Source organism: Streptomyces davaonensis JCM 4913 (genome assembly GCF_000349325.1).
Taxonomy (GTDB): Bacteria; Actinomycetota; Actinomycetes; order Streptomycetales; family Streptomycetaceae; genus Streptomyces; species Streptomyces davaonensis.
Map to the genome: position 1 here is coordinate 7,946,854 of NC_020504.1, position 24,132 is coordinate 7,970,985.

22 protein-coding genes are annotated in these 24,132 nt (G+C 71.0%); 20 read left to right on the forward strand and 2 right to left on the reverse strand.

Translation table 11 applies throughout. The annotated features are described in order from the left end of the window. The first annotated feature begins 144 nt into the window (after nt 1-144). The 4 genes from BN159_RS35190 (at nt 145) to nusB (ending at nt 3,255) form a co-directional block, all read left to right on the forward strand. A complete protein-coding gene (locus BN159_RS35190) occupies nt 145-978 on the forward strand; it encodes a Pro-rich N-terminal domain-containing protein (RefSeq protein WP_015661805.1) in 834 nt (277 codons plus the stop codon). 115 nt (nt 979-1,093) lie between these two features. After that, nucleotides 1,094-2,200 (forward strand): aminopeptidase P family protein, encoded by a 1,107-nt coding sequence (locus BN159_RS35195; protein ID WP_015661806.1) that lies wholly within the window; start codon nt 1,094-1,096, stop codon nt 2,198-2,200. A 51-nt stretch (nt 2,201-2,251) separates the two neighbouring features. Further along, on the forward strand, nt 2,252-2,818 hold the full coding sequence (gene efp / locus BN159_RS35200; protein ID WP_015661807.1) for an elongation factor P: 567 nt from the start codon (nt 2,252-2,254) through the stop codon (nt 2,816-2,818). A 2-nt stretch (nt 2,819-2,820) separates the two neighbouring features. After that, nucleotides 2,821-3,255 (forward strand): transcription antitermination factor NusB, encoded by a 435-nt coding sequence (gene nusB, locus BN159_RS35205; protein ID WP_015661808.1) that lies wholly within the window; start codon nt 2,821-2,823, stop codon nt 3,253-3,255. 150 nt (nt 3,256-3,405) lie between these two features. Here the strand turns inward: nusB and bldD are convergent, their stop codons facing one another. After that, nucleotides 3,406-3,906 carry a transcriptional regulator BldD gene (bldD, locus tag BN159_RS35210; protein WP_015661809.1) on the reverse strand — a complete coding sequence of 167 codons (501 nt, stop codon included), beginning with the start codon at nt 3,904-3,906 and terminating at the stop codon, nt 3,406-3,408. A 252-nt stretch (nt 3,907-4,158) separates the two neighbouring features. Here bldD and pyrR point away from each other — a divergent pair, with 252 nt between their 5' ends. The 14 genes from pyrR to BN159_RS35280 all read left to right on the forward strand — a co-directional run bounded on the left by pyrR (nt 4,159) and on the right by BN159_RS35280 (nt 20,669). Continuing rightward, nucleotides 4,159-4,716 (forward strand): bifunctional pyr operon transcriptional regulator/uracil phosphoribosyltransferase PyrR, encoded by a 558-nt coding sequence (pyrR, locus tag BN159_RS35215; protein ID WP_015661810.1) that lies wholly within the window; start codon nt 4,159-4,161, stop codon nt 4,714-4,716. Between the two features lie 84 nt (nt 4,717-4,800). Further along, the gene (locus BN159_RS35220) at nt 4,801-5,778 is read left to right on the forward strand and encodes an aspartate carbamoyltransferase catalytic subunit (RefSeq protein WP_015661811.1); all 978 of its coding nucleotides are present in this window, start codon (nt 4,801-4,803) and stop codon (nt 5,776-5,778) included. A gap of 4 nt (nt 5,779-5,782) precedes the next feature. Further along, the gene (locus BN159_RS35225) at nt 5,783-7,069 is read left to right on the forward strand and encodes a dihydroorotase (protein WP_015661812.1); all 1,287 of its coding nucleotides are present in this window, start codon (nt 5,783-5,785) and stop codon (nt 7,067-7,069) included. Beyond that, complete coding sequence (locus BN159_RS35230) at nt 7,066-7,626, forward strand: PH-like domain-containing protein (protein ID WP_015661813.1); 561 nt, start codon at nt 7,066-7,068, stop codon at nt 7,624-7,626. The genes BN159_RS35225 and BN159_RS35230 overlap by 4 nt, the downstream gene beginning before the upstream one ends. Beyond that, complete coding sequence (gene carA, locus BN159_RS35235) at nt 7,623-8,765, forward strand: glutamine-hydrolyzing carbamoyl-phosphate synthase small subunit (RefSeq protein WP_015661814.1); 1,143 nt, start codon at nt 7,623-7,625, stop codon at nt 8,763-8,765. Before BN159_RS35230 ends, carA begins: the two co-directional genes overlap by 4 nt. Next, complete coding sequence (gene carB, locus BN159_RS35240) at nt 8,758-12,066, forward strand: carbamoyl-phosphate synthase large subunit (protein ID WP_015661815.1); 3,309 nt, start codon at nt 8,758-8,760, stop codon at nt 12,064-12,066. The genes carA and carB overlap by 8 nt, the downstream gene beginning before the upstream one ends. 68 nt (nt 12,067-12,134) lie before the next feature. Next, a complete protein-coding gene (locus BN159_RS35245; protein WP_015661816.1) occupies nt 12,135-13,241 on the forward strand; it encodes a quinone-dependent dihydroorotate dehydrogenase in 1,107 nt (368 codons plus the stop codon). After that, nucleotides 13,238-14,080 (forward strand): orotidine-5'-phosphate decarboxylase, encoded by an 843-nt coding sequence (pyrF, locus tag BN159_RS35250; protein ID WP_015661817.1) that lies wholly within the window; start codon nt 13,238-13,240, stop codon nt 14,078-14,080. The genes BN159_RS35245 and pyrF overlap by 4 nt, the downstream gene beginning before the upstream one ends. 296 nt (nt 14,081-14,376) lie before the next feature. Continuing rightward, nucleotides 14,377-14,700, forward strand: a complete 324-nt coding sequence (locus tag BN159_RS35255; protein ID WP_003977346.1) for an integration host factor — start codon at nt 14,377-14,379, stop codon at nt 14,698-14,700. Between the two features lie 60 nt (nt 14,701-14,760). Continuing rightward, nucleotides 14,761-15,318, forward strand: coding sequence for a guanylate kinase (gene gmk, locus BN159_RS35260; protein WP_015661818.1), 558 nt, complete (start codon nt 14,761-14,763; stop codon nt 15,316-15,318). A gap of 50 nt (nt 15,319-15,368) precedes the next feature. Then, nucleotides 15,369-15,641: a DNA-directed RNA polymerase subunit omega gene (gene rpoZ, locus BN159_RS35265; RefSeq protein ID WP_003988945.1), complete on the forward strand. Its 273-nt coding sequence runs from the start codon at nt 15,369-15,371 to the stop codon at nt 15,639-15,641. A gap of 110 nt (nt 15,642-15,751) precedes the next feature. Continuing rightward, nucleotides 15,752-16,954: a bifunctional phosphopantothenoylcysteine decarboxylase/phosphopantothenate--cysteine ligase CoaBC gene (coaBC, locus tag BN159_RS35270; RefSeq protein ID WP_015661819.1), complete on the forward strand. Its 1,203-nt coding sequence runs from the start codon at nt 15,752-15,754 to the stop codon at nt 16,952-16,954. 240 nt (nt 16,955-17,194) lie between these two features. Continuing rightward, nucleotides 17,195-18,403, forward strand: a complete 1,209-nt coding sequence (gene metK / locus BN159_RS35275; protein ID WP_015661820.1) for a methionine adenosyltransferase — start codon at nt 17,195-17,197, stop codon at nt 18,401-18,403. A 109-nt stretch (nt 18,404-18,512) separates the two neighbouring features. Next, entirely contained in the window at nt 18,513-20,669 is a 2,157-nt protein-coding gene (locus tag BN159_RS35280) for a primosomal protein N' (RefSeq protein WP_041820329.1), read from the forward strand. 266 nt (nt 20,670-20,935) lie between these two features. On the opposite strand, the gene BN159_RS35285 is transcribed toward BN159_RS35280, so the two are convergent. Beyond that, nucleotides 20,936-21,478: a hypothetical protein gene (locus BN159_RS35285; protein ID WP_015661822.1), complete on the reverse strand. Its 543-nt coding sequence runs from the start codon at nt 21,476-21,478 to the stop codon at nt 20,936-20,938. A 207-nt stretch (nt 21,479-21,685) separates the two neighbouring features. Between BN159_RS35285 and fmt the strand changes: the two genes are divergently transcribed. Both fmt and BN159_RS35295 read left to right on the forward strand, forming a co-directional pair. Further along, nucleotides 21,686-22,618: a methionyl-tRNA formyltransferase gene (gene fmt, locus BN159_RS35290; RefSeq protein WP_015661823.1), complete on the forward strand. Its 933-nt coding sequence runs from the start codon at nt 21,686-21,688 to the stop codon at nt 22,616-22,618. Nucleotides 22,619-22,702: 84 nt separating this feature from the next. Further along, complete coding sequence (locus tag BN159_RS35295) at nt 22,703-24,130, forward strand: RsmB/NOP family class I SAM-dependent RNA methyltransferase (RefSeq protein ID WP_015661824.1); 1,428 nt, start codon at nt 22,703-22,705, stop codon at nt 24,128-24,130. Nucleotides 24,131-24,132: the final 2 nt, after the last annotated feature.

Genomic DNA, 24,132 nt, shown 5'->3' on the forward strand with positions numbered 1-24,132 from the left:
GCCCGATTTTCCTGTGGGAATGGGCACTTCCGACCGCCTCCGGCCGTTCACCAAACGGCGGCCGGGGGCGGTACCGTTCGGTAGGGAGCGGGGCCGGGCCTCGCTGCCAGCGCCCCTGGCCCGTACGAGATGGAGTGGCACCGGATGCAGCACGCAGTGGGTTCTCCGCTGCCGCCCCACCAGCCGGGGCACGGACCGGCCGTCGGCTGGTCCCCGGCCGCACAACACCAGGGCCCGCACCAGGGTGCCGCCCCGGTGCCCCCGCCGCCCCCGGGATTCACCGCACCGCCTCCGGGCTCCGTGCCACCCGCCCCCCACCAGGTCACGCCGCACCACGCCCCGGACACCACCGGCCATGTGCCGCTGCCGCCCGGCGGCCCGGTCGCCATGCCGACCACCCCGGCCGCGCCCGACCCGGCCACCACCACCCTCGCGGTGCTGCTCATCGGCCCGGCCGGCGCCGGAAAGACCAGCGTCGCCAAGTACTGGGCCGACCACCGCCGGGTGCCCACGGCCCACATCAGCCTCGACGACGTCCGCGAATGGGTCCGCTCCGGCTTCGCCGACCCCCAGACCGGCTGGAACGACCACTCCGAGGCGCAGTACCGCCTGGCCCGCCGCACCTGCGGCTTCGCCGCCCGCAACTTCCTCGCCAACGGCATCTCCTGCATCCTCGACGACGCCGTCTTCCCCGACCGCCCGGTAGTGGGCCTCGGCGGCTGGAAACGCCACGTAGGCCCCGGCCTCCTCCCGGTGGTCCTCCTCCCGGGCCTCGAAATCGTCCTGGAACGCAACGCGGAACGCTCGGGCAACCGCCGCCTCACCGACGAGGAGGTCGCCCGCATCCACGGCCGCATGGCGGGCTGGTACGGCTCGGGGCTGCCGATCATCGACAACTCCCAACTGGACGTCCCACAGACGGCACAGGTCCTGGACGACGTCCTGGCACGTTCCATAGCGAGTCCGCCGAGCTGGTAGCCACCCAAGGGGCGCGGGGAACTGCGCGACCAGCCCCCACCGGCCCGCACCCGTCGATCAACCCACTCGGCCCTCCCAAAACGCGCCGCACCCACAAAGCTCCTACGCTCGACACATGTCAGAGGTGTACGCCACCCGAAGAGCAAGGCTCAAGGACCGCTGCCAAGCCGGCGGCAGCCACTCCGCTCTGATCACGCGCCCCGCCAACGTCCGCTACCTGGCAGGCGCGGCCCCCAAGGACGCCGTCCTGCTGATCGGCCGAACCGAGGACGTCCTGGTGTGCACCGGCCCGCCCGACGACCGCCCCGCCGAGGGCCGCCCGGACGAGGCACTGCGCGTGCACAACCTCCCCCGCGCCGAAGGCGACGCAGCGGTGGCCGCCGCCGACCTCGCCGGAGGACAGCGCGCCGAATCCCTGGCCGTGGAGGAACATCACCTCACCGTCGCCCGGTACCGGGCCATCGGCTCCGTCGCGCCCCGGCTGCGCCTCACAGAGCTGGGCGGGGCCGTCGAGCAGCTGAGGGTGGTGAAGGACGAGGAGGAGATCTCCTGCCTGCGCATCGGCGCCGAGATCGCCGACCAGGCCCTGGGCGAACTCCTGGAGTCCATCCTCGTCGGCCGCACCGAACGGCATCTCGCGCTGGAGCTCGAGCGCCGGCTGGTCGACCACGGCGCCGACGGACCCGCCTTCCCGACCTCCGTCGCCACCGGACCGAACTCCGGACGGCGCGCCCACCGGCCCACCGACCGGCGGGTGGAGGAGGGCGACTTCCTCTCCGTCTGCCTGGGCGCCACCTACCGTGGCTACCGCTGCGAGATCGGCCGTACCTTCGTCATCGGCACCTCGCCCGCGGACTGGCAGATCGAGCTGTACGACCTCGTCTTCGCCGCTCAGCGCGCCGGCCGGGAGTCCCTCGCACCCGGCGCCGCCTACCGCGACGTGGACCGCGCGGCACGCCAGGTGCTGGACTCCGCCGGCCATGCGGAGGGCCTGCTACCGCTCACCGGTCATGGCGTCGGACTCGAAATCGACGAGGACCCGCAGTTGGCCCCCGCGGCCATGGGTAAACTGGACGCTTGCGTGCCGGTCACCGTCGAACCGGGGGTCCACCTCCCGGGCCGGGGCGGCGTCCGGATCGATGACACGCTCGTCGTCCGCCCCGAGGCGGACGGCGGACCCGAGCTACTCACCATCACGACCAAGGAGCTGCTCGCCCTTTAAACAGGAGCGTGCGCCGGGGTCGTCCACGTCAGTCCAGGAGATTCCGCAACCGTGGCTTCCACGAACGACCTCAAGAACGGCATGGTGCTCAAGCTCGAAGGCGGCCAGCTCTGGTCCGTCGTCGAGTTCCAGCACGTCAAGCCCGGCAAGGGCCCGGCCTTCGTGCGCACCAAGCTCAAGAACGTGCTGTCCGGGAAGGTCGTCGACAAGACCTTCAACGCCGGCGTGAAGGTCGAGACGGCCACCGTCGACAAGCGCGACATGCAGTTCTCCTACATGGACGGCGAGTACTTCGTCTTCATGGACATGGAGACCTACGACCAGCTCATGGTCGACCGCAAGGCCGTCGGCGACGCCGCCAACTTCCTGATCGAGGGCTTCACCGCCACCGTCGCGCAGCACGAGGGCGAGGTGCTCTTCGTCGAGCTGCCGGCCGCCGTCGAGCTCGTCATCCAGGAGACCGAGCCGGGCGTCCAGGGCGACCGCTCCACCGGTGGCACCAAGCCCGCCACGCTGGAGACCGGCCACCAGATCCAGGTCCCGCTCTTCATCACCACCGGCGAGAAGATCAAGGTCGACACCCGCACCAGCGACTACCTCGGCCGGGTGAACAGCTAACCGTGGCTGCCCGCAACACGGCCCGCAAGCGCGCCTTCCAGATCCTCTTCGAGGGCGACCAGCGTGGTGTCGACGTCCTGACCGTCCTCGCGGACTGGGTCCGGCTCTCCCGGACCGACACCCGGCAGCCGCCGGTGAGCGAGTACACGATGGAGCTGGTCGAGGGCTACGCCGGGAAGGCGGCGCGCATCGACGAGCTGATCGCGCAGTACGCGGTCGGCTGGACGCTCGACCGGATGCCGGTCGTCGACCGCAACATCCTGCGGCTCGGCGCCTACGAGCTGATCTGGGTCGACGGAACCCCGGACGCCGTCGTGCTGGACGAGATGGTGCAGCTGGCCAAGGAGTTCTCCACGGACGAGTCGCCCGCGTTCGTCAACGGCCTCCTCGGCCGCCTGAAGGAGCTCAAGCCCTCGCTGCGCCGAGACGAGGCGTAGCGGGACACGCACACGCCGGAGGGCCCACAGCGAGCTGCTGTGGGCCCTCCGGCATGTCTTGGACTCCTGACCGAGAACGCCGCCGGGGTGGTCGGAACCGTCAAGTTCCGGCCACCCCGGCGGCACGTTTCTGCTCAGTCGGCAGAAGGGTCAGGCTTCCTCGTGGGACACCGCGCGACGGGCGTCGGCGTCCAGCACGCCCCAGCTGATCAGCTGCTCGGTGAGGACCGAGGGGGACTGGTCGTAGATGACGGCGAGTGTGCGCAGGTCGTCCTGGCGGATCGAGAGCACCTTGCCGTTGTAGTCACCGCGCTGCGACTGGATCGTCGCGGCGTAGCGCTGGAGCGGACCGGCCTTCTCGGCCGGGACGTGCGCCAGCCGCTCCAGGTCCAGGACCAGCTTCGGCGGCGGCTCGGCGGCGCCGCCCGGCGTGGTGCCCGGGAGCAGCTCCTGGACCGGAACGCCGTAGAAATCCGCCAGCTCGGCGAGGCGCTGTACGGTCACGGCGCGGTCGCCGCGCTCGTAGGACCCGACCACCACGGCCTTCCAGCGTCCCTGGGACTTCTCCTCGACACCGTGGAGGGAAAGGCCCTGCTGGGTGCGGATGGCCCGGAGCTTGGCCCCGAGCTGTTTGGCGTATTCGCTGGACATATAGCTCCCCGGACACTGTGTCGACGCGGCCGGCCGTCTTCCTGCCGCGCGGCTGGTAACTCACTGTGAGGTTACGCAGCGTGACTCTCATGCGTCAAGCCGAATGGTCCACACCGACTCTTCCGTGGTAGCGGCGGCCGACTGGGCCAAGGGGGTGATCCGGGTCCGTTTTCCGGCCTGCTACGGTGGATGACGTAAACCCGACGTCCTTTAAGGTCCGTCCCGTGAGGCGGAGAAGGAGGTCCTTTTCGTATGGACACTCAAGCGTCCGATGCGCGGCCCGTTCTCGAAGGCCCCGACATCGCGCGGGTCTTGACCCGCATCGCCCACGAGATCGTCGAGCGCGCCAAGGGCGCCGACGACGTGGTGCTCCTCGGCATTCCGACCCGGGGCGTCTTCCTCGGTCGGCGGCTCGCCGTCAAGCTGGAGGAGATCACCGGGCGCAAGATCCCGGTCGGCTCCCTCGACATCACCATGTACCGCGACGACCTGCGCATGCACCCGCCGCGGGCCCTCGCGCGCACGGAGATCCCCGGTGACGGCATCGACGGCCGCCTCGTCGTCCTCGTCGACGACGTGCTCTTCTCCGGCCGCACCATCCGCGCCGCCCTCGACGCGCTGAACGACATCGGCCGCCCGCGCGCGGTGCAGCTCGCCGTGCTCGTCGACCGCGGCCACCGCGAACTGCCCATTCGCGCCGACTATGTCGGCAAGAACCTCCCCACGTCGTTGCGAGAGACGGTCAAGGTCCTGCTCGCCGAGGAGGACGGTCGCGACACCGTGCTGCTCGGTGTGAAGCCGACCCAGTAGCGAGCCGACGGGACACGCCGACTCTCGGCATGTCCGCGCTTGCCCGGAATCTCCCCTTCTGAACTGCCTTACGGAGCCTGACAGATGCAGCGTCATCTCATCTCGGCCGCCGATCTCACCCGCGACGACGCCGTCCAGATCCTCGACACCGCCGAGGAGATGGCCCGGGTGGCCGACCGGCCCATCAAGAAGCTGCCGACCCTGCGCGGCCGCACCATCGTCAACCTCTTCTTCGAGGACTCCACGCGGACACGGATCTCCTTCGAGGCCGCCGAGAAGCGGCTGTCCGCGGACGTCATCAACTTCACCGCCAAGGGATCCAGCGTCTCCAAGGGCGAGTCCCTCAAGGACACCGCCCAGACCCTGGAGGCCATGGGCGTCGACGCCGTCGTCATCCGGCACGGCGCCTCCGGAGCGCCGTACCGGCTCGCCAACTCCGGCTGGATCGACGCCGTCGTCATCAACGCCGGTGACGGCACCCACCAGCACCCGACCCAGGCCCTGCTGGACGCCTTCACCATGCGCCGCCGGCTCGTCGGCCGGGACGCGGGGATCGGCCGGGACCTCGCGGGCAAGCGGATCACGCTCGTCGGCGACGTCCTGCACAGCCGGGTCGCCCGCTCCAACGTCGACCTGCTGCACACCCTCGGCGCCGAGGTCACCCTCGTCGCCCCTCCCACCCTGGTCCCGGTCGGCGTCGACACCTGGCCGTGCGAGGTGTCGTACGACCTCGACGCGGTGCTGCCCAAGTCCGACGCCGTGATGATGCTCCGCGTCCAGCGCGAGCGGATGAACGCCGCGTTCTTCCCGACCGAGCGCGAGTACTCACGGCGCTACGGCCTGGACGGCGAGCGCATGGCGAAGATGCCCGAGCACGCCATCGTGATGCACCCCGGCCCGATGGTCCGCGGCATGGAGATCACCGCCGAGGTCGCCGACTCCGAGCGCTGCACCGTCGTCGAGCAGGTCGCAAACGGAGTCTCCATCCGGATGGCCGTTCTGTACCTGCTGCTGGGCGGCAACCAGCCCGCCGTCACCCACACCCGCATCGAGGAGAAGTAAGACCATGAGCAAGATCCTGATCCGTGGTGCGAAGGTGCTCGGCGGCGAGGCGCAGGACGTGCTGATCGACGGCTCCGTCATCGAGGCCGTCGGCACCGGGCTGTCCGCCGAGGGCGCCGAGGTCGTCGAGGCCGAGGGCAAGGTGCTCCTGCCGGGCCTGGTCGATCTGCACACCCATCTGCGCGAGCCCGGCCGCGAGGACTCCGAGACCGTGCTGACCGGCACGCGCGCGGCGGCGAGCGGCGGCTACACCGCCGTGTTCGCCATGGCCAACACCTTCCCCGTCGCCGACACCGCCGGTGTGGTCGAGCAGGTCTATCGGCTCGGCCAGGAGCACGGCTACTGCGACGTCCAGCCCATCGGCGCCGTCACCGTCGGCCTGGAGGGCAGGAAGCTCGCCGAGCTGGGCGCCATGCACGAGTCGGCCGCCGGGGTCACCGTCTTCTCCGACGACGGCAAGTGCGTCGACGACGCAGTGATCATGCGCCGGGCCCTGGAGTACGTGAAGGCCTTCGGCGGGGTCGTCGCCCAGCACGCGCAGGAGCCGCGGCTGACCGAGGGCGCCCAGATGAACGAGGGCATCGTCTCCGCCGAACTGGGTCTCGGCGGCTGGCCCGCGGTGGCCGAGGAATCGATCATCGCCCGGGACGTCCTGCTCGCCGAGCACGTCGGCTCCCGCGTCCACATCTGCCACCTCTCGACCGCCGGCTCGGTCGAGATCGTGCGCTGGGCCAAGTCCCGCGGCATCGACGTCACCGCCGAGGTCACCCCGCACCACCTCCTCCTCACCGACGAGCTGGTCCGGACGTACAACCCGGTCTACAAGGTCAACCCGCCGCTGCGCACCGAGCGTGATGTGCTGGCGCTGCGCGAGGCGCTCGCCGACGGCACGATCGACATCGTCGCCACCGACCACGCCCCGCACCCGCACGAGGACAAGGACTGCGAGTGGGCCGCGGCCGCCATGGGCATGGTCGGCCTGGAGACCGCGCTGTCAGTGGTGCAGGAGACCATGGTCGACACCGGGCTCCTCGACTGGGCCGGAGTCGCCGCGCGCATGTCCTTCAAGCCCGCCGAGATCGGGCAGGCCAGGGGCCACGGCCGTCCCGTCTCGGCTGGTGAGCCCGCCAACCTCACGCTCGTCGATACGGCATACCGTGGGTCCGTGGACCCTGCGGGCTTCGCCTCGCGCAGCCGCAACACTCCCTACGAGGGGCGTGAGCTGCCGGGCCGTGTGACGCACACGTGGCTCCGGGGCAAGGCCACGCTCGTCGACGGGAAGCTCACGTGACACCCCTTTTGACCATTGCCGCAGACCAGAAGTCGGCCGAGGTGACCGACTGGGCCGCCCGGATCGGCTGGCTCGTCGGACTCGTGCTCTTCGTCGCGCTCGTCTACTGGCTGATGCGCGAGGGCTGGAAATGGCGCGGCACGCTCCAGGGCGACCTGCCCGAGCTGCCCAGCGCGCCGTCCGAGCCGGGCGAGGCCACACTGACGATGAGTGGCCGCTACCACGGCTCCACCACCGCCGGGCAGTGGCTCGACCGGATCGTGGCGCACGGCCTCGGCGCCCGCAGCCGGGTCGAGCTCACGCTGACCGACGCGGGCCTGGTCGTCGTACGCCCCGGGGCGACCGACTTCTTCGTCCCGGCCGGGCAGCTGCGTGAGGCCCGGCTCGACAAGGGCATCGCCGGCAAGGTGCTCACCGAGGGCGGCCTGCTCGTCGTGACCTGGGCGCACGGCGACCGCCTGATCGACTCCGGCTTCCGCTCGGACACGGCCGCCGAGCACGGCACCTGGGTCGACACCCTGAACCAGATGATCAACAACACGGAAGGCGCACGATGACGACCTCCACAAGGGGAGCCACCAAGGTTCCCGCCGTCCTCGTCCTGGAGGACGGCCGGATCTTCCGCGGCCGTGCCTACGGGGCCGTGGGGGTGACCTTCGGCGAGGCCGTGTTCTCCACCGGCATGACCGGCTACCAGGAGACGCTCACCGATCCGTCGTACCACCGCCAGGTCGTCGTGATGACCGCCCCGCACGTCGGCAACACCGGCGTCAACGACGAGGACCCGGAGAGCAAGCGGATCTGGGTCGCCGGATACGTCGTGCGCGACCCCGCGCGCGTGCCGTCCAACTGGCGCGCCAAGCGCTCGCTGGACGACGAGCTGCGCCACCAGGGCGTCGTCGGGATCTCCAACATCGACACGCGCGCGCTGACCCGCCATCTGCGTGAGCGCGGCGCCATGCGCGTCGGCATCTTCTCCGGCAACGCCCTGCCCGACGAGGGCGTCATGCTCGCCGAGGTCCGCCAGGCCCCCGAGATGAAGGGCGCCGACCTCTCCGCCGAGGTCGCCACCAAGGAGGCGTACGTCGTCCCCGCGATCGGCGAGAAGAAGTTCACCGTCGCCGCCGTCGACCTCGGCATCAAGGGCATGACCCCGCACCGGATGGCCGAGCGCGGCATCGAGGTCCATGTGCTGCCGGCCACGGCGACCGCCGAGGACGTGTACGCCGTGAACCCGGACGGCGTGTTCTTCTCCAACGGCCCCGGCGACCCGGCCACCGCGGACCACCCGGTCTCGGTGATGCAGGCGGTCCTGGAGCGCGGCACCCCGCTCTTTGGCATCTGCTTCGGCAACCAGATCCTCGGCCGCGCCCTCGGCTTCGGCACCTACAAGCTGAAGTACGGCCACCGCGGCATCAACCAGCCGGTGCAGGACCGTACGACCGGCAAGGTCGAGGTCACCGCGCACAACCACGGCTTCGCCGTCGACGCCCCGCTCGACCAGGTCTCCGAGACCCCCTACGGCCGCGCCGAGGTCTCCCACGTCTGCCTCAACGACAACGTGGTGGAGGGCCTTCAGCTCCTCGACCGCCCGGCCTTCAGTGTCCAGTACCACCCCGAAGCGGCAGCGGGCCCGCATGACGCCGCCTACCTGTTCGACCGCTTCGTTTCCCTGATGGAGGGCCAGCGTGCCTAAGCGCACCGATATCCAGTCCGTCCTGGTCATCGGCTCCGGCCCGATCGTCATCGGCCAGGCCGCCGAGTTCGACTACTCCGGCACCCAGGCGTGCCGGGTGCTGCGGGCCGAGGGCCTGCGGGTCATCCTCGTGAACTCCAACCCGGCGACGATCATGACCGACCCGGAGATCGCCGACGCCACCTATGTCGAGCCGATCACCCCGGAGTTCGTCGAGAAGATCATCGCCAAGGAGCGCCCGGACGCCCTGCTGCCCACCCTGGGCGGCCAGACGGCCCTGAACACCGCGATCTCGCTGCACGAGGCGGGCACGCTGGAGAAGTACGGCGTCGAGCTGATCGGCGCCAACGTCGAGGCCATCAACAAGGGCGAGGACCGCGACCTCTTCAAGGAGGTCGTCGAGGCCGTCCGCGCCAAGATCGGGCACGGCGAGTCCGCCCGCTCGGTCATCTGCCACTCCATGGACGACGTGCTCAAGGGCGTCGAGACGCTCGGCGGCTATCCGGTCGTCGTGCGTCCCTCCTTCACCATGGGCGGCGCCGGCTCCGGCTTCGCGCACGACGAGGAGGAGCTGCGCCGCATCGCCGGCCAGGGCCTCACGCTCTCGCCGACCACCGAGGTGCTCCTGGAGGAGTCCATCCTCGGCTGGAAGGAGTACGAGCTGGAGCTGATGCGCGACAAGCACGACAACGTGGTGGTCGTCTGCTCCATCGAGAACTTCGACCCCATGGGCGTGCACACCGGTGACTCCATCACCGTCGCCCCCGCGATGACGCTGACGGACCGCGAGTACCAGATCCTGCGGGACATCGGCATCGCCGTGATCCGCGAGGTCGGCGTCGACACCGGCGGCTGCAACATCCAGTTCGCGGTGAACCCGGACGACGGCCGCGTCATCGTCATCGAGATGAACCCGCGTGTGTCCCGGTCCTCGGCGCTCGCCTCCAAGGCGACCGGCTTCCCGATCGCCAAGATCGCCGCCAAGCTGGCCGTCGGCTACACGCTCGACGAGATCCCGAACGACATCACGCAGCAGACCCCGGCCTCCTTCGAGCCCACGCTCGACTACGTGGTCGTCAAGGCCCCGCGGTTCGCCTTCGAGAAGTTCCCGCAGGCCGACTCCACGCTGACCACCACCATGAAGTCGGTCGGCGAGGCCATGGCCATCGGCCGCAACTTCACCGAGGCCTTCCAGAAGGCGCTGCGCTCGCTGGAGAAGAAGGGCAGCCAGTTCACCTTCGTCGGCGAGCCCGGCGACAAGGCCGCGCTGCTCGCCGAGGCCGTACGGCCCACCGACGGCCGGATCAACACCGTCATGCAGGCCATCCGCGCGGGCGCCACGCCCGAGGAGATCTTCGAGTACACGAAGATCGACCCCTGGTTCGTCGACCAGCTCTTCCTGATCAAGGAGACCGCCGACGAACTCGCCGAGGCGCGCGAGCTCACCCCCGAACTGCTCGCCGAGGCCAAGCGGCACGGCTTCTCCGACCAGCAGATCGGCGAGATCCGCGGCCTGCGCGAGGACGTCGTCCGCGAGGTCCGGCACGCGCTCGGCATCCGCCCGGTCTACAAGACGGTCGACACCTGCGCCGCCGAGTTCGCCGCGAACACGCCGTACTTCTACTCGTCCTACGACGAGGAGACCGAGGTCGCCCCGCGTGAGAAGCCCGCGGTGATCATCCTCGGCTCGGGCCCGAACCGCATCGGCCAGGGCATCGAGTTCGACTACTCCTGCGTGCACGCCTCCTTCGCGCTGAGCGACGCCGGGTTCGAGACCGTGATGGTCAACTGCAACCCGGAGACCGTCTCCACCGACTACGACACCTCGGACCGGCTGTACTTCGAGCCGCTGACCCTCGAGGACGTGCTGGAGATCGTCCACGCGGAGTCCCTCGCGGGCCCGATCGCGGGCGTGGTCGTCCAGCTCGGCGGCCAGACCCCGCTGGGCCTGGCGCAGGCGCTGAAGGACAACGGCGTGCCGATCGTCGGCACCTCCCCGGAGGCCATCCACGCCGCCGAGGACCGCGGCGCCTTCGGCCGCGTCCTGAAGGAGGCCGGCCTCCCGGCCCCCAAGCACGGCACCGCGACCACCTTCGCCGAGGCCAAGGCCATCGCCGACGAGATCGGCTACCCGGTCCTCGTCCGGCCGTCGTACGTCCTCGGCGGGCGCGGCATGGAGATCGTCTACGACGAGGCCCGCCTCGCCTCCTACATCGCCGAGTCCACCGAGATCAGCCCCAACCGGCCGGTCCTCGTCGACCGCTTCCTGGACGACGCGATCGAGATCGACGTGGACGCGCTCTACGACGGTGAGGAGCTCTACCTCGGCGGCGTGATGGAGCACATCGAGGAGGCCGGCATCCACTCCGGCGACTCGGCGTGCGCGCTGCCCCCGATCACCCTCGGCGGCTTCGACATCAAGCGGCTCAGGGCGTCCACGGAGGCCATCGCGCGCGGCGTCGGCGTCCGCGGCCTGATCAACATCCAGTTCGCGATGGCCGGTGACATCCTCTACGTCCTGGAGGCCAACCCGCGCGCGTCCCGTACGGTCCCCTTCACCTCCAAGGCGACCGCGGTGCCGCTGGCGAAGGCCGCCGCCCGGATCTCGCTGGGCGCGAGCATCGCCGAGCTGCGCGCCGAGGGCCTGCTCCCGGCGAACGGCGACGGCGGCGAGCTGCCGCTGGACGCGCCGATCTCCGTCAAGGAAGCCGTGATGCCGTGGTCGCGCTTCCGCGACATCCACGGCCGCGGCGTCGACACCGTCCTCGGCCCGGAGATGCGCTCCACCGGTGAGGTCATGGGCATCGACTCCGTCTTCGGCACGGCGTACGCCAAGTCCCAGGCGGGCGCCTACGGCCCGCTGCCCACCAAGGGCCGCGCCTTCATCTCGGTCGCCAACCGCGACAAGCGCTCGATGATCTTCCCGGCGCGTGAACTGGTCGCCCACGGCTTCGAGCTGATGGCCACCTCCGGCACCGCCGAGGTCCTCAAGCGCAACGGCATCAACGCCACCGTCGTGCGCAAGCAGTCCGAGGGCCCCGGCCCGAACGGCGAGAAGACCATCGTCCAGCTCATCCACGACGGCGAGGTCAACCTCATCGTCAACACCCCCTACGGCACCGGCGGCCGCCTCGACGGCTACGAGATCCGTACGGCGGCCGTGGCGCGGTCCGTGCCGTGCCTGACGACCGTGCAGGCGCTGGCCGCCGCGGTCCAGGGCATCGACGCCCTCAACCACGGCGACGTGGGCGTGCGTTCACTCCAGGAACACGCCGAACACCTGACCGCGGCCCGCGACTAGCAGCCCTGAGGGGGACACCGGAAACGGTGTCCCCCTCTTGCTGAGGACACCACTTCTCGGTGAGGACCATGTACAAGATCTTCTTCAACCTCGTCTTCAAGCGGATGGACCCCGAGCAGGCGCACCACCTCGCCTTCCGCTGGATCCGGCTCGCGGCGAGCGTCCCCGTGCTGCGCACCTTCATCGCCGCCGTGCTCGCGCCCCGCTACAAGGAACTGCGCACCGAGGCCTTCGGGCTGCGCATGCACGGGCCGTTCGGGCTGGCCGCGGGATTCGACAAGAACGCGGTCGCGATCGACGGCATGTCGATGCTCGGATTCGACCACGTCGAGATCGGCACCGTCACCGGGGAGGCCCAGCCCGGCAACCCCAAGAAGCGGCTGTTCCGCCTGGTGGCGGACCGGGCGCTCATCAACCGCATGGGCTTCAACAACGAGGGCTCGCTGGCCGTCGCCGCCCGTCTGGCCTCCCGTACGCCCGTCTTCCGGACCGTTCTCGGCGTCAACATCGGCAAGACCAAGGTGGTGCCCGAGGCCGAGGCGACCGGGGACTACGTGAAGTCGACCGAGCGGCTGGCGCCGTATGCCGACTACCTGGTCGTGAACGTGTCCTCGCCGAACACGCCGGGGCTGCGCAACCTCCAGGCCACCGAGGCGCTGCGCCCGCTGCTGAGCGCCGTACGCGAGGCCGCCGACCGTACCGTCACCACGCGCCGCGTCCCGCTCCTGGTGAAGATCGCGCCGGACCTCGCCGACGAGGACATCGACGCCGTGGCCGACCTCGCCGTCGAGCTGGGCCTGGACGGCATCATCGCCACCAACACCACCATCGCGCGCGAGGGTCTCGGCCTGACGTCCGCGCCCGCCCTGGTCCAGGAGACCGGCGGACTGTCCGGCGCCCCGCTGAAGGAACGCTCCCTGGAGGTGCTGCGGCGCCTCTACGCGCGCGTGGGCGACCGCATCACCCTCGTCGGCGTGGGCGGCATCGAGAACGCCGAGGACGCCTGGCAGCGCATCCTGGCCGGCGCCACGCTGGTCCAGGGGTACAGCGCCTTCATCTACCAGGGGCCCTTCTGGGGCCGCGCCGTGCACAAGGGGCTCGCCGCGCGCCTGCGCACCAGCCCGTACGCCACCCTCGCCGACGCGGTCGGCGCCGACGTAAGGAAGGCCGCATGACTCTGGAACCCTTCGGCGCACGGCTGCGCCGTGCCATGGACGAGCGCGGCCCGCTGTGCGTCGGCATCGACCCGCACGCCTCCCTGCTCGCGGAATGGGGCCTGAACGACGACATCGCCGGTCTGGAGCGGTTCAGCCGCACGGTCGTCGAGGCGATGGCGGACCGGGTCGCCGTGCTGAAGCCGCAGAGCGCGTTCTTCGAGCGCTTCGGGTCGCGCGGGGTCGCCGTGCTGGAGAAGTCGGTCGAGGAGGCCCGCGCGGCCGGGGCGCTGGTCGTGATGGACGCCAAGCGCGGCGACATCGGCTCGACCATGGCCGCGTACGCCGAGGCCTTCCTGCGCAAGGACTCCCCGCTGTTCTCGGACGCGCTGACCGTCTCGCCGTACCTCGGCTACGGCTCGCTGTCGCCCGCGGTGGCGCTGGCGCGGGAGAGCGGCACCGGGCTCTTCGTGCTGGCGCTGACCTCCAACCCGGAGGGCGGCGAGGTCCAGCACGCGGTGCGGGCCGACGGGCGGAACGTGGGTGCGACCATGCTGGCCCACCTCGCCGCCGAGAACACGGGGGAGGAGCCGCTGGGCTCCTTCGGCGCGGTCGTCGGGGCCACGCTCGGCGATCTGTCCACCTACGACCTCCGGATCAACGGCCCGCTCCTCGCGCCCGGCATCGGCGCCCAGGGGGCGACTCCCGCCGACCTTCCGCGGGTGTTCGGGGCGGCGGTGCGCAATGTGGTGCCGAACGTCAGCAGGGGAGTGCTGCGGCACGGTCCCGATGTCGGCGCGCTGCGGTCGGCCGCGGATCGGTTCGCGGAGGAGATCCGGGCGGCCGTGACGGCCGGGTGAGTCGTCAGGGCAGGTCGGCCGGGGGTATTTAGACGCTTGTTCGAGTCCTTCGATCGGCGACTCCGGGCCGACTTGAGCCTGAATACATTCTCAAATCCGGGGCAATTTGTCTGATATGTCCGTCCTGGCGGAGGCTGACCAGGACTTTTCCGCTGTTCTCGCTGACTCTGGCGGACTTGCCCGCTAGTCTCCGAGCAGAGAACGGGCAAGCGTGTTGCTCGTGGCTCCCCAGGTGTGGGGCGACTAGGTTCCTCACCGGTCCGTATCCGACAGTCAACATCCGAGGTGACGTAGGCGTGGCTCTTCCGCCCCTTACCCCTGAACAGCGCGCAGCCGCGCTCGAAAAGGCCGCCGCGGCTCGCCGGGAGCGGGCCGAGGTCAAGAATCGACTCAAGCACTCCGGCGCCTCCCTTCACGAGGTCATCAAGCAGGGCCAGGAGAACGACGTCATCGGCAAGATGAAGGTCTCCGCTCTCCTGGAGTCCCTGCCGGGCGTGGGCAAGGTCCGCGCCAAGCAGATCATGGAGCGGCTCGGCATCTCCGAGAGCCGCCGGGTGCGTGGCCTCGGCTCCAACCAGATCGCGTCCCTGGAGCGTGAGTTCGGCAGCACCGGCTCCTGAACCCGGACACTGCCGGGAAGGGAGTCCCGGGCACCCCGGGATTGCTGGAATAATCGCTGCATGAGTGAACGTCCGCGGCTGACCGTGCTCTCCGGCCCCTCTGGGGTCGGCAAGAGCACGGTCGTCGCCCATATGCGCAAGGAACACCCCGAGGTCTGGCTCTCGGTGTCGGCGACGACCCGCAAGCCCCGCCCCGGCGAGCGGCACGGAGTCCACTACTTCTTCGTCACCGACGAGGAGATGGACAAGCTGATCGCCAACGGCGAGCTGCTGGAGTGGGCCGAGTTCGCCGGCAACCGCTACGGCACGCCGCGCGCGGCCGTGCTCGAGCGGCTGGAGGCGGGCGAGCCGGTGCTGCTGGAGATCGACCTCCAGGGCGCCCGGCAGGTCCGCGAGTCCATGGCCGAGTCCCACCTGGTGTTCCTGGCCCCTCCCTCCTGGGAGGAGCTGGTGCGCAGACTCACCGGGCGGGGCACCGAGCCGCCCGAGGTGATCGAGCGTCGCCTTCAGGCGGCGAAGGTCGAGCTGGCCGCCGAGCCGGAGTTCGACGAGACCTTGGTCAACACCTCCGTCGAGGACGTGGCGCGCGAGCTGCTAGCCTTGATGGACGTTGTGTGATCGTCTCTGATCACCTGACTGAATCTTTCCCATCCATCGGAAGGTAGAGCGTGTCCTCTTCCATCTCCGCGCCCGAGGGCATCATCAACCCGCCGATCGACGAGCTCCTCGAGGCCACGGACTCGAAGTACAGCCTCGTGATCTACGCGGCCAAGCGTGCCCGCCAGATCAACGCGTACTACTCGCAGCTCGGCGAGGGCCTCCTTGAGTACGTCGGTCCGCTCGTCGACACGCACGTCCACGAGAAGCCGCTCTCGATCGCACTGCGCGAGATCAACGCGGGGCTGCTGACGTCCGAGGCCGTCGAAGGCCCGGCGCAGTAGTATTTCCTGCTTGAAGCAGTCTTTTCCACAGGCCCGGCAGCACGACTGCCGGGCCTGTGGTGTGTCATGGGGTGTACGTAGTGCAAGCGTTGCCGAGCCGGGGAGAGACCGTGGACAAGCCGAGGGTCGTTCTGGGGGTCAGCGGTGGCATCGCCGCGTACAAGGCCTGTGAGCTGCTGCGAAGGCTGACGGAATCGGGTCACGACGTCCGGGTCGTGCCCACCGACTCCGCGCTGCACTTCGTCGGCGCCGCCACCTGGTCGGCCCTGTCCGGCAACCCCGTCTCGACCGAGGTGTGGGACTCCGTCCACGAGGTGCCGCACGTCCGCATCGGCCAGCACGCCGACCTGGTCGTGGTCGCCCCGGCCACCGCGGACATGCTCGCCAAGGCCGCGCACGGCCTCGCCGACGACCTGCTCACCAACACCCTGCTCACGGCCCGCTGTCCGGTCGTCTTCGCCCCGGCGATGCACACCGAGATGTGGGAGCACCCGGCCACCCAGGAGAACGTGGCGACGCTGCGCCGCCGCGGCGCCGTCGTCATCGAACCCGCCGTCGGCCGTCTCACCGGCGTCGACACCGGCAAGGGCCGGCTGCCCGATCCCGCGGAGATCTTCGAGGTCTGCCGCCGGGTACTGGCCAGGGGCGTCACCGAGCCCGACCTCACCGGGCGGCATGTCGTCGTCAGCGCCGGCGGCACCCGCGAGCCCCTCGACCCGGTCCGCTTCCTCGGCAACCGCTCCTCCGGCAAGCAGGGCTACGCCCTCGCCCGCACCGCCGCGGCGCGGGGCGCCCGGGTCACCCTGATCGCCGCGAACACCGGGATGCCGGACCCGGCGGGCGTGGACGTCGTCCAGGTCGGTACGGCCGTGCAGCTGCGGGAGGCGGTGCTGAAGGCGGCCGCCGACGCCGACGCGGTGGTCATGGCCGCCGCGGTCGCGGACTTCCGCCCGGCCGCCTATGCCGCCGGGAAGATCAAGAAAAAGGACGGGCAGGACCCGGAGCCGATCGTGCTGGTGCGGAATCCGGACATCCTCGCGGAGATCTCCGCCGACCGGGCCCGCCCGGGCCAGGTGGTCGTCGGCTTCGCCGCCGAGACGGACGATGTGCTGGCCAATGGCCGTGCCAAGCTCGCCCGCAAGGGCTGCGACCTGCTGGTGGTGAACGAGGTGGGGGAGCGCAAGACATTCGGCTCCGAGGAGAACGAGGCCGTTGTGCTGGGCGCCGACGGCAGCGAGACACCCGTGCCGTACGGCCCCAAGGAGGCCCTGGCCGAAACCGTGTGGGATCTGGTGGCCGGACGGCTGAGCTGAATGTCGCATTCGTCGCACGGCATGCGGAAACCCCGCACATTGGGGCGTGGCGCCCCTGGCCAAGGCCGCAGGGGATTGGGCAGAATGCCCGTGCCGCAGGTCACAGCGCTCCCGAGAGGCGAGACAGGTGGGCCCGCGGCCGAGCGCGACCGATAAACTGTTTCTCGGACGACGCCGGGCGCAGCCCCCGTCCCGTCCGCCCATGATCAGCCAGCAGCCGCTGCAACCCCAGGGAGCGTTGTGTCCCGTCGCCTGTTCACCTCGGAGTCTGTCACCGAGGGTCACCCCGACAAGATCGCTGACCAGATCAGCGACACCATTCTCGACGCGCTTCTGCGCGAGGACCCGACCTCCCGGGTCGCCGTCGAGACGCTGATCACCACCGGCCTGGTGCATGTGGCCGGCGAGGTGACGACCAAGACGTACGCGGACATCGCGACGCTGGTCCGCAACAAGATCCTGGAGATCGGCTACGACTCCTCGAAGAAGGGCTTCGACGGCGCCTCCTGCGGTGTCTCGGTGTCCATCGGCGCGCAGTCGCCCGATATCGCGCAGGGCGTCGACACCGCGTACGAGTCCCGGGTCGAGGGCGACGAGGACGAGCTGGACAAGCAGGGCGCGGGCGACCAGGGCCTGATGTTCGGCTACGCGACGGACGAGACGCCGACCCTGATGCCGCTGCCGATCTTCCTGGCGCACCGCCTTTCGAAGCGGCTGTCCGAGGTCCGCAAGAACGGCACCATCCCCTACCTGCGCCCCGACGGCAAGACGCAGGTCACCATCGAGTACGACGGCGACAAGGCCGTCCGCCTCGACACGGTCGTCGTCTCCTCCCAGCACGCGAGCGACATCGACCTCGAGTCCCTCCTGGCCCCCGACATCCGCGAATTCGTCGTGGAGCCGGAGCTGAAGGCGCTCCTGGACGAGGGCATCAAGCTGGACACCGAGGGCTACCGCCTGCTGGTCAACCCGACCGGCCGCTTCGAGATCGGCGGCCCGATGGGCGACGCCGGCCTCACCGGCCGCAAGATCATCATCGACACCTACGGCGGCATGGCCCGCCACGGCGGCGGCGCCTTCTCCGGCAAGGACCCGTCCAAGGTGGACCGCTCGGCCGCGTACGCCATGCGCTGGGTCGCCAAGAACGTCGTCGCGGCTGGCCTCGCCTCCCGCTGCGAGGTCCAGGTCGCGTACGCCATCGGCAAGGCCGAGCCCGTCGGCCTCTTCGTCGAGACCTTCGGCACCGCCAAGATCGACTCCGAGAAGATCGAGAAGGCCATCGACGAGGTCTTCGACCTCCGCCCGGCCGCGATCATCCGCGACCTCGACCTGCTCCGCCCGATCTACGCCCAGACGGCGGCGTACGGCCACTTCGGCCGCGAGCTCCCCGAGTTCACCTGGGAGCGCACGGACCGCGTGGACGCACTGCGCAAGGCGGCGGGCCTGTAAGGGGCCCCATTCGTACGGCTGACGAGGCCCGGTGTCCCGGTGGGGATGCCGGGCCTCGGCGTATGTCCGGGCCGCTCCGCTGTCAGTGGGGTTTGGTAAGAATGCAAGGGTGAGCAGGGAAGACGGGCAGGGTGGCGGTGGGGCTGAGGGGGCGCCGCCTGAGCAGCTTGCGTTCATTCGGGAGAGTGTGCGCAACGCCAAAGGGCCTCGGGCCAAGCCTCGGACTTGGCGGGGGGCGGCGCTGGCTTCCCAGTTGCCTGTAGCTCGGGTGCTTGTCGACAAGGGGGTGCTGCATCTTGATCGGTATTTCGACTATGCGGTGCCTGCGGAGTTGGATGCCGATGCTCAGCCCGGGGTGCGGGTGCGGGTGCGGTTCGGGGCCGGGCGGCATCGCGTGCGGGAAGGGCGTCGTGAGGGCGGGGGGCTGATCGACGGGTTTCTTGTCGAGCGGCTGGCGGAGTCCGACTACTCGGGTCCGCTTGCGGCGCTGGCTCAGGTGGTGTCGCCCGAGCGGGTGCTCGATGAGGAGTTGTTGGGGCTGGCCCGGGCTGTCGCGGATCGGTATGCGGGGAGTCTTGCCGATGTGCTCCAGCTTGCGGTACCGCCGCGTAGTGCTCGGGCCGAGCAGCGGGCTTCGCCGGAGCCGTTGCCGGTGCCTGGCGCGCCTGAGGTGGGGTCCTGGGCGCGGTACGAGAGCGGGGGTGCGTTCCTGCGGGCGCTGGCCTCGGGCGGGGCGCCGCGGGCCGTGTGGAACGCCTTGCCCGGGCCCGAGTGGAGTGCGGAGATCGCTCGGGTTGTCGTGGCGACGCTGTCGTCCGGGCGGGGGGCGCTGGTAGTGGTGCCGGACGGGCGGGCTGTCGCTCGGGTCGATGCCGCGTTGACGGAGCTGTTGGGGGACGGTTGGCACGCGGTGCTGACCGCCGACGCCGGGCCCGAGAAGCGGTACCGGGAGTGGCTCGCGGTGCGGCGGGGCTCGGTTCGGGCCGTGGTGGGGACGCGGGCCGCGATGTTCGCGCCTGTGCGGGATCTTGGTCTTGTCGTCATCTGGGACGACGGGGACGACAGCCACAGTGAGCCGCATGCTCCTCAGCCGCATGCGCGAGATGTGTTGTTGCTGCGGGCGGCGCAGGACAAGTGTGCGTTTCTGCTGGGCGGTTGGAGTTGCACGGTGGAGGCCGCGCAGCTCGTGGAGAGCGGGTGGGCCCGGCCGCTGGTCGCCTCGCGGGAGCAGGTGCGGGGGGCGGCGCCGCTCGTGCGGACCGTGGGGGACGGGGATCTCGCCCGGGACGAGGCCGCGCGGGCGGCTCGGTTGCCGACGCTTGCGTGGCAGGTGGTCCGGGACGCGCTGCGGCAGGGGCCGGTGCTGGTGCAGGTGCCTCGGCGGGGGTATGTGCCGCGGCTGGCGTGTGCGAACTGCCGGGCGCCCGCGCGGTGTCGGCACTGCTCTGGGCCGATGGAGGCGCAGGACGCCGGGGCGTTGCGGTGCGGGTGGTGCGGGCGGGAGGAAGGTGCCTGGCACTGTCCGGAGTGCGGTGGGTTCCGGCTGCGGGCGCAGGTCGTGGGGGCTCGGCGGACCGCGGAGGAGTTGGGGCGGGCGTTTCCGGCTGTGCCGGTGCGGACCTCCGGGCGGGAGCATGTGCTGGACACGGTGCCGGGGGCGCCGGCGCTGGTGGTGAGCACGCCGGGGGCCGAGCCGGTGGCTGAGGGCGGTTACGCGGCGGCTCTGTTGCTGGACGGGTGGGCCATGTTGGGGCGGCCCGATCTGCGGGCCGGGGAGGACGCGTTGCGGCGGTGGATCGGGGCGGCGGGGCTGGTGCGGTCGCAGTTGGTCGGGGGGACCGTTGTGGTCGTGGCCGAGCCGACGCTGCGGCCTGTGCAGGCGCTGGTGCGGTGGGATCCGGTGGGGCATGCGGTGCGGGAGTTGGCCGAGCGGGCGGAGTTGGGGTTTCCTCCGGTGTCGCGCATGGCCGCGGTGTCGGGAGAAGTGGCGGCCGTGGAGGAGTTTCTTCGGGCTGTGGAACTGCCGGGGGAGGCGGAGGTGTTGGGGCCGGTGCCGGTGCCTGTTACGGCGCCGGGGCGGACTCGGCGGGTTGGGGGGCCGCCGCCGGGGGAGCGGTGGGAGCGGGCCCTGATTCGGGTGCCGCCGGGGAAGGGGGCGGCGCTGGCTGCTGCGCTGAAGGCTGCGCAGGCTGCGCGGATGGCTCGGGGGGGAGCTGGTGGGGAGGCGGCGGTTCGGGTGCGGATCGATCCGCCGGATATTGGGTGAGGGGTTGTTCGGGTACGTGGGTGTGCGGCCCGGTGTTCCGTGTCCCGGCGCCGGGGTTGCGGTGGGGTGGGTTTCGCTCGCCCGCGCTTGCGGGGTGCCTCCCCCAGAGGGGGGACCCCAGCCCACCCGTGCCGCCCCAGCGGCACGACTGCCCGCAGCTAAGGGCGAGCTACACGGGTTGAACCGGTCGTGTTGGGAATTTTGGGCACGGCTGTGCCCCCGTCCTCCTGAGGTCGGCGCGGGAGGGCGGGGGCGTGGGGGTGGGGTCAGCCGTTTCGGGGGGAGGGGAAGGCTGGGGGGCGGGGGTCGTCTCTCAGGGCGGGGCTGCCTGCTGTGGGTTGGGTGGGCATGGAGCGGGCCGCGGGGACCGTGGGGACCGACGGGATGCCCGTGTTGACGCTCACCGTGCGGCTGCTCGACTGCTCGGTCGTGCGCTCCGCCTCGGCCGCCGCCTGGGTCGCGGCGCGGCGGGAGCCGTAGCGGCGGTGTACCGCCTGCTTGGTCACGCCGAGGGCGGAGCCCACCGCGTCCCACGAGAAGCCGAGTGAGCGGTCGAAGTCCACGGCGGCCGTGACCAGGGTCTCGACACTGTCCCGCAGTTCCTGGGCGAGACGTACGGTCGGGGCGGGGGCGCGTCCGTAGACGACGAAGCCCGTGGACGGGCCGGAGCGGCGCGGGCGGTAGACGTTGCCCAACTGGGCGGTCAGCGTGCGCAGTGCGTCCACCTGCCGGCGGACCCGCTCGATGTCCCGCACCAGCAAGTGCAGGCTGGCCCGAGCCTGGGCGTCGTGGGTTGCGTGGTCGGCCATGAACAAGCCTCTCGAACCGGCGTTGAAAAGGATCGGGCCGCGCGATGTGCGGCCCGTTGTGGTCAACTCTTTCTTGACCAACGCCTTTACGCGCCGCTGGTCACGCAGAGGGGGCGTACCGGCATATGCGTGCGCCGGGTGTCGGGGCTCGCCCAATAGACTGGTGTGCTGCCCGACCAACCCCGAGCGAGAGGCCCGTACTCACCCATGAAGCTTGTCTTCGCCGGTACCCCCGAGGTCGCCGTTCCCGCTCTGGACGCTCTGCTGGCCTCCGGCCGGCACGAGGTGGCCGCCGTGGTGACGCGGCCCGACGCTCCGGCCGGGCGGGGACGGAGGCTGGTCGCCTCACCTGTCGCCGAGCGGGCCGCGGAGGCCGGGATCGAGGTGCTGAAGCCCGTCAAGCCGCGGGATCCCGAGTTCCTGGAGCGGCTGCGGGAGATCGCGCCGGACTGCTGTCCGGTGGTGGCCTACGGTGCGTTGCTGCCTCGTGTCGCCCTGGACATTCCGGCCCACGGGTGGGTCAACCTGCACTTCTCCCTGCTGCCCGCCTGGCGCGGGGCCGCGCCCGTGCAGCACTCGATCATGGCGGGGGACGAGATCACCGGCGCGTCCACCTTCCTCATCGAGGAAGGGCTCGACTCCGGGCCCGTCTACGGCACCGTGACCGAGGAGATCCGGCCCACCGACACCAGTGGCGATCTGCTGACCCGGCTCGCCTTCGCCGGTGCCGGGCTGCTCGCGGCGACCATGGACGGGATCGAGGACGGCTCGCTGAAGGCCGTACCGCAGCCGGGCGAGGGCATCAGCCAGGCGCCGAAGGTCAATGTCGAGGACGCCCACATCGACTGGAACGCCCCCGCCCTGCGCGTCGACCGGGTGGTGCGCGGCTGCACCCCGGCGCCCGGCGCGTGGACGGTCTTCCGCGGTGAGCGGCTCAAGCTCATCCAGGTGCAGCCGGTTCCGGACCGCACCGAGCTGGCTCCGGGCGCGCTGGCCGTCGGCAAGAACAGCGTGCACGTCGGCACCGGTTCGTATGCCGTGGAGCTGCTGTGGGTGCAGGCGCAGGGCAAGAAGCCGATGCGGGCGGCCGACTGGGCACGCGGGGTGCGGATCGGCGACGACGAGCGCGTCGGGGTCTGACCGGCCAGGCACCGGGCGCCTGGTGCGACGTAGGCTGGACGCACACTTCAGCCAGCGTCATCCAGCAATCCGGAGCACCTTTTCGTGAGCGACACCTCCCGTCGGCCCAGCAAGCCCAGCAAGCCCGGCAAGCCCTACCGGCGGCCCAAGAAGGACCCCGTCCGCGTACTCGCCTTCGAGGCCCTGCGGGCCGTGGACGAGCGGGAGGCGTACGCCAACCTCGTGCTCCCGCCCCTGCTGCGCAAGGCGCGGGAGAAGGGGGACTTCGACGGACGGGACGCCGCCCTGGCGACCGAGCTGGTGTACGGGACGCTGCGGCGGCAGGGGACGTACGACGCCGTCATCTCCGCATGTGTCGACCGGCCGCTGCGCGAGGTCGACCCGCCGGTGCTCGATGTGCTGAGCCTCGGTGTGCATCAGCTGCTCGGGACCCGCATCCCGACGCACGCCGCGGTCTCCGCCTCCGTCGAGCTGGCCCGCGTGGTGCTCGGCGACGGGCGGGCCAAGTTCGTGAACGCCGTTCTGCGGAAGGTCTCCCAGCACGATCTCGACGGCTGGATCGAGCAGGTCGCGCCGCCCTACGACGACGATCCCGAGGACCATCTCGCCGTCGTGCACTCGCATCCGCGCTGGGTCGTCTCCGCGCTGTGGGACTCGCTCGGCGGTGGCCGGGCCGGGATCGAGGAGCTGCTGGAGGCGGACAACGAACGGCCCGAGGTGACGCTGGTCGCCCGGCCGGGGCGGGCCACGACCGAGGAACTGCTCGGCGAGGAGGCCGCGGTGCCGGGGCGCTGGTCGCCGTATGCCGTGCGGCTGGCCGAGGGCGGGGAGCCCGGTGCCATTGCGGCCGTCCGCGACGGGCGGGCCGGGGTGCAGGACGAGGGCAGCCAGCTGGTCGCCCTCGCGCTGGCCAACGCGCCGCTGGACGGGCCCGACGCCAGGTGGCTCGACGGGTGTGCGGGGCCCGGTGGCAAGGCCGCGCTGCTCGGTGCGCTGGCCGCCGAGCGCGGGGCGCTGCTGCTCGCCTCCGAGAAGCAGCCGCACCGGGCGGGCCTCGTCGCCAAGGCGCTCCATGGCAACCCCGGGCCGTACCAGGTGATCGCCGCCGACGGGACCCGGCCGCCGTGGCGGCCCGGCTCCTTCGACCGTGTGCTGATGGACGTGCCGTGCACCGGCCTCGGCGCGCTGCGGCGGCGGCCGGAGGCGCGGTGGCGGCGCAGGCCCGAGGACCTCGACAGCTTCGCGCCGCTCCAGCGGGCGCTGCTGCGCACGGCGCTCGACTCCGTGCGGGTCGGCGGGGTCGTGGGCTACGCCACCTGTTCCCCGCATCTTGCCGAGACCCGGGCCGTCGTCGACGACATGCTCAAGCAGCACCCGGGTGCGGAGCTGATCGACGCCCGGCCGCTGTTCCCCGGCGTGCCGGACCTCGGCGAAGGGCCCGATGTGCAGCTGTGGCCGCATCGGCACGGCACCGACGCGATGTATCTGGCGCTTGTCCGGCGGACCGCCTGACA

Bases quoted from the DNA above. Each gene is read 5' to 3' on its own strand.
- gmk (WP_015661818.1), top strand. From the start codon at position 14,761: ATGAGTGAACGTCCGCGGCTGACCGTGCTCTCCGGCCCCTCTGGGGTC.
- bldD (WP_015661809.1), bottom strand. From the start codon at position 3,906: ATGTCCAGCGAATACGCCAAACAGCTCGGGGCCAAGCTCCGGGCCATC.
- fmt (WP_015661823.1), top strand. From the start codon at position 21,686: ATGAAGCTTGTCTTCGCCGGTACCCCCGAGGTCGCCGTTCCCGCTCTG.
- carA (WP_015661814.1), top strand. From the start codon at position 7,623: ATGACGACCTCCACAAGGGGAGCCACCAAGGTTCCCGCCGTCCTCGTC.
- BN159_RS35220 (WP_015661811.1), top strand. From the start codon at position 4,801: ATGCAGCGTCATCTCATCTCGGCCGCCGATCTCACCCGCGACGACGCC.
- BN159_RS35245 (WP_015661816.1), top strand. From the start codon at position 12,135: ATGTACAAGATCTTCTTCAACCTCGTCTTCAAGCGGATGGACCCCGAG.
- pyrR (WP_015661810.1), top strand. From the start codon at position 4,159: ATGGACACTCAAGCGTCCGATGCGCGGCCCGTTCTCGAAGGCCCCGAC.
- BN159_RS35190 (WP_015661805.1), top strand. From the start codon at position 145: ATGCAGCACGCAGTGGGTTCTCCGCTGCCGCCCCACCAGCCGGGGCAC.
- BN159_RS35225 (WP_015661812.1), top strand. From the start codon at position 5,783: ATGAGCAAGATCCTGATCCGTGGTGCGAAGGTGCTCGGCGGCGAGGCG.
- pyrF (WP_015661817.1), top strand. From the start codon at position 13,238: ATGACTCTGGAACCCTTCGGCGCACGGCTGCGCCGTGCCATGGACGAG.
- BN159_RS35195 (WP_015661806.1), top strand. From the start codon at position 1,094: ATGTCAGAGGTGTACGCCACCCGAAGAGCAAGGCTCAAGGACCGCTGC.
- BN159_RS35285 (WP_015661822.1), bottom strand. From the start codon at position 21,478: ATGGCCGACCACGCAACCCACGACGCCCAGGCTCGGGCCAGCCTGCAC.